This window comes from Archangium sp. (assembly GCF_036389735.1).
Classification (GTDB): domain Bacteria; phylum Myxococcota; class Myxococcia; order Myxococcales; family Myxococcaceae; genus Archangium.
This window is the reverse complement of sequence record NZ_DASVWK010000486.1, coordinates 1-3,453: the sequence shown is the minus strand read 5'-3', so window position 1 is coordinate 3,453 and position 3,453 is coordinate 1. Positions and strand designations below refer to the sequence as shown.

Here is a 3,453-nt window from a genome sequence, read left to right as displayed (position 1 = left end):
TTGGTCGGGGTGGAGCTCCGGCGTGAGTGTGCGCCGAACGTCGAGCACCGGCGCGAACGCGCTCACGATCAGCGAGAGCGGCGCGACCACACTCTTGTCCACGCCCGCGTCGTTCCACACCGTGCGCATGGACATCGAGTCCTTGCCCACGGGAATCGCGATCCCGAGCGCGGGGCACAGCTCCTTGCCGACCGCGCGCACGGCATCGTACAGGCTCGCGTCTTCGCCGGGCTGACCCGCCGCCGCCATCCAGTTGGCCGACAGCTTCACCTTGCCGAGTTGGGCCACGCGCGCCGCGGCGATGTTGGTGATGGCCTCGCCCACCGCCATGCGCGCCGAGGCCGCCGCGTCGATGAGCGCCACCGGGGTGCGCTCGCCCACCGCCATGGCCTCGCCCGTGTAGCCCGCGTGCGCCGACAGCGTCACCGCGCAGTCCGCCACCGGCACCTGCCACGGGCCCACCATCTGATCCCTCGCCGTCAGGCCCGACACCGTCCGGTCACCGATCGTGATGAGGAACCCCTTGTCCGCCACCGTCGGGTGCCCGAGCACCCGCGCCAGCAGCTCCTTCACCGGCCCGTCCAGCTTCAGCTCGGCGTGCGCCAGCGGGCGAGACTTCACGTCCCGGTGCATCCGCGGCGCCTTGCCGAACAGCACGTCCATCGGGAGATCGATCGGCGCGTTGCCGAATTGCCGGTCGCCCACCTTCAGCACCTGCGCCTCGGTGGCATCACCCAGCACCGCGAAGGGCGCGCGCTCGCGCTCGCACAGGGCCGCGAAGCGCTCCAGGTTCTCCGGTGGGATCGCCAGCACGTAGCGCTCCTGCGCCTCGTTGCACCAGATCTCCACGGGCGCCATGCCGGGCTCCGCGTTGGGGACCTCGCGCAGCTCGAAGCGCCCGCCCAGGCCCGCGTCGTGGATGAGCTCCGGCACCGCGTTGGACAGGCCACCCGCCCCCACGTCGTGGATGGAGCGGATGGGGTTGGCGTCCCCCTGCTCCCAGCAGCGATCGATGACCTCCTGGCAGCGCCGCTCCATCTCCGGGTTGTCGCGCTGCACCGAGGCGAAGTCGAGGTCCGCCGCGCTCGCGCCCTGCGTCATCGAGGACGCCGCGCCACCACCCAGGCCGATCAGCATCGCCGGGCCACCCAGCACGACGATCTTGTCTCCCGGCTGGAGCTGCCCCTTCTTCACATGCTGGTCCCGGATGTTGCCCAGGCCACCGGCGATCATGATCGGCTTGTGGTAGCCGCGCACCTCGACGCCCTCGGGCGTGGGCACCTGGAGTTCGAAGCTGCGGAAGTAGCCGCACAGGTTCGGCCGGCCGAACTCGTTGTTGAAGGCAGCACCACCCAGCGGCCCCTCGATCATGATGTCGAGCGCGGACACGATCCGGTCCGGCTTGCCGTAGGGCTGCTCCCAGGGCTGCTCGTAGCCCGGAATCCGCAGGTTCGAGACGGAGAATCCCGTGAGGCCCGCCTTGGGCTTGGCCCCGCGCCCCGTGGCGCCCTCGTCGCGAATCTCTCCGCCCGCGCCCGTCGAGGCGCCCGGGTGCGGCGAGATGGCCGTGGGATGGTTGTGCGTCTCCACCTTCATCAGGATGTGCGCGGGCTCGCGATGGAAGCGGTACTCGCCACCCACCGTGTCCGGGAAGAGGCGCTCCACCTCGAAGCCCGCCATCACCGCCGCGTTGTCCTTGTACGCGGACAGCACGCCTTCCTTGTTCGCCGCGTACGTGTTCTTGATGGCCTGGAAGAGCGAGCGCTCCTGCTGCGCTCCATCAATGGTCCACGAGGCGTTGAAGATCTTGTGCCGGCAGTGCTCGCTGTTCGCCTGCGCGAACATCATCAACTCGACGTCCGTGGGGTTGCGCTTCAGCTCGGTGAAGCGCGCCACCAGGTAGTCGATCTCGTCCTCGGCCAGCGCCAGGCCCAGCACGCGGTTGGCGGTGACCAGCGCCGCCCGGCCTCCGCCCAGCACATCCACCGTGGTGAACGGCCGGGGCGTGTGTCCGGCGAAGAGGATGGCGGCATCGTCCTCGCGCCCCACAACGGCCTGGGTCATCCGGTCGTGCAGCACCGGCTGGACGCGGGCCAGTTGCTCGGGCCCCAGGGCCTTGCCCGCGCTGTCGGCGACCCAATAGGAGATGCCGCGTTCGATGCGCCGCACGCTCCGCAGACCGCAGTTGTGAAGGATGTCCGTGGCCTTCGAGGACCAGGGCGAGATGGTTCCGGACCGTGGGATGACGAGCTGAAGGCCGCCGCGCCGCGCTCCCTGGGGCAGCCGGGGGCCGTACTCCAGCAGCCTGTCGAGCAGCGCACGCTCGGACTCCGAGAGGGCGACCGCCACGTCGAGGAAGTGCACGAACTCCACGTAGACGGAGGCCACGGCCGGCTCCAGCTCGCGGCAGCGAGCGAGCAACTTGGCCAGACGGAACTCGGAGAGAGCGGGGGCGCCGCGCAGGGTAAGCATGGGATCTCTGTGAAGAGGGGTCCGGAAAGGTATGGGTGTCTTATAACCACAGCCCCTCCCTGCATCCGAAGAGATTGGGGAGGGGAAACGGAAGGGGCCCTCCCCCCGCCCCCCCTGCCACCGGCTCCGCACGAACCGGTCACACGCCGGAGGCCTCTCCCCATGCACACCCGCCCGGTTCCGGATGTGGTTGAATGCGCGCCCCGCTTCAAGACCACCCGATGGGACAGCCTCCGGCGGGGCGAGCCTCGAGGAACAGCATGTTCAGCGCGAAGACGACCCTGGTGGCCCTGTGTGCCCTCATGGTGGGGAGTGCCTGCACCGCCCCCACACAGGAGGAGCCAGCACGAGGGGCCCCGAGGGTCACCGCTCGCCGCGCCCTGGGCGAGGGCCCCGCCGCCCTGGTGGCGGACCTGGGCGTGCAGACCGAAGGCGCGCTGGTGCGCCACCCCGGCAACCTCGTGACGGCGGGGACGACGCTCCTGTTCTCGGCCACCGACCCCCTCACCGGGACCGAGCTCTGGAAGCTGACGCCCTCGGGCCCCCTGCTCGTGGCCGACATCTCCCCCGGTTCCCTGGGTTCCGAGCCCTCGAGCTTCTTCCACATGCGGGGGCTCACGTACTTCACCGCCACGGACGGCAAGCATGGCCTGGAGCTGTGGAGGACGGACGGCACATCCCCGGGCACCTTCCTCCTCAAGGACATCCAGTCGGGCACGGTGGGATCCTGGCCCCAACGCTTCGCCGAGTACGCCGGGTGGATCTTCTTCGCCGCCGAGGATGGCAAGCGCGGCAGCGAGCTGTGGCGCACCGATGGCACCGAGGCGGGCACGGTGCTCGTCCGGGACATCCTCCTGGGCTCGGGGAGCAGCGCGCCGAGGGCGTTCACCGTGTTCGGCGGCAAGCTCTACTTCGTGGCCACCGGTCCCGGGGGCACGCAGCAACTGTGGCGCACCGATGGCACCCCGAACGGCACCGTCC

General features: G+C 70.3%; 2 protein-coding genes. One reads left to right on the top strand and one right to left on the bottom strand.

Annotated features, from left to right (window positions below; translation table 11 throughout):
• Positions 1-2,472: phosphoribosylformylglycinamidine synthase (purL, locus tag VF794_RS17250; RefSeq protein WP_331111757.1), on the bottom strand; the 2,472-nt coding region annotated here is incomplete at its 3' end.
• A 260-nt stretch (positions 2,473-2,732) separates the two neighbouring features.
• Between purL and VF794_RS17245 the strand changes: the two genes are divergently transcribed.
• Positions 2,733-3,453, top strand: a 721-nt coding sequence (locus VF794_RS17245) for an ELWxxDGT repeat protein (RefSeq protein ID WP_331111755.1), incomplete at its 3' end; no start/stop codon positions are given.